Genomic DNA, 1,134 nt, shown 5'->3' with positions numbered 1-1,134 from the left:
GTTTTTCGCGGTCGCGACACTTACATCAAATGCTTTCAGCAATGGCTGCGTGGTGGCTACAGGCGTGACTTTCCAATACCATGTACGCCCTGCTAGCTCTTCGGTACCATTCTTGGCTTTCAGCGCGCCAGTATCTAGCATCACATTCGCCATTTGGTTATCCACAACCATTGCTGCAAACATCTTTTCTTCTAAGTAGCTGACTGTGTTGATGTGTTGACTCACTGAGCGAATCACACTGATCGCCGCGGTGGCAAAAATAGCCAGTGCAACCAACACTTCAAGCAACGTCATCCCTCGCACTCGACGATTGTTTAAGTTTGGTTGAGTTTGCTTAAAATTGCGCATTCGCATCCTCTTCCACTTCTTCACCTGGCGCTACCAACAGAATTTGCCCACTCTCTTTTCCGATCACTCGCCAACCATCGTTAAACGCATCGCCTTTTTGTGGAAAAAAAGACAAGGTAAACGGCGTGACTTCTGCGCTCGAGAAAATGAAGACTTGCGGTGGTTTCACTTTCTTTTCTTCAGTTTCGTCGGCAAACATGTCTTCAAACAGTGAACCCGGCTCAAACAAACGATCGTCTTTATCCCAAGCACCGCCACCTAAATCCAATTGCAATGCAATGTCATCTTCTAATTTGGTTTTGCTTGGCATTTGCTTCATTTCTAGCGGCTTCCAGCCTTCAGCGGTCAAGCTAAGCAGGGTGTAGGTCTTTTTGGTATCGTCGACACGCACACCAAAATCTTTACCGCTGAGTACGGCTTCTTCGTTAAGCAACTGCAAACGCTGAAAGAAACTTTGCGCGTATTGTTTAGAGAGGTCTTTTTGACTGGTAGGCAACGTAGTGATCACCGCCACCGCGGTAAGAGATAGCAAAACCAGCACCAATAGGATTTCTATTAATGTAAAACCGTTATGTTTTCGCATTTGTTTCATTAGTGCTGGCTTGCGCTCATTTTATTGGAAGTCTTGCATGTTCCAGTTGCCAATATCCGCTGCTGGACCTTCACCGCCCTCTTGACCATCCGCACCTAAAGTGAAGATATCAATCGTGGCGTTGTCACCAGGGCTTAGGTATTGGTATGCATTACCCCAAGGGTCATTTGGAAGACGCTTGATGTAACCACCAT

3 protein-coding genes are annotated in these 1,134 nt (G+C 46.6%); all 3 read right to left on the bottom strand.

Annotated features, from left to right (window positions below):
• On the bottom strand, nt 1-348 hold a 348-nt coding region (gspI, locus tag R7Q47_RS25875), incomplete at its 3' end, for a type II secretion system minor pseudopilin GspI (protein ID WP_318090212.1).
• A complete protein-coding gene (gspH, locus tag R7Q47_RS25870; protein WP_272152673.1) occupies nt 335-931 on the bottom strand; it encodes a type II secretion system minor pseudopilin GspH in 597 nt (198 codons plus the stop codon). The genes gspH and gspI, both read right to left, overlap by 14 nt.
• Before the next feature lie 30 nt (nt 932-961).
• On the bottom strand, nt 962-1,134 hold a 173-nt coding region (locus R7Q47_RS25865; RefSeq protein WP_318090213.1), incomplete at its 5' end, for a type II secretion system protein GspG.

Source organism: Vibrio sp. Vb0349 (assembly GCF_033338975.1).
This window is presented reverse-complemented; position numbering and strand designations above follow the sequence as displayed.

Excerpts from the sequence above, each read along its gene's own strand:
- gspH (WP_272152673.1), bottom strand. The coding sequence starts at position 931 with ATGCGAAAACATAACGGTTTTACATTAATAGAAATCCTATTGGTGCTG.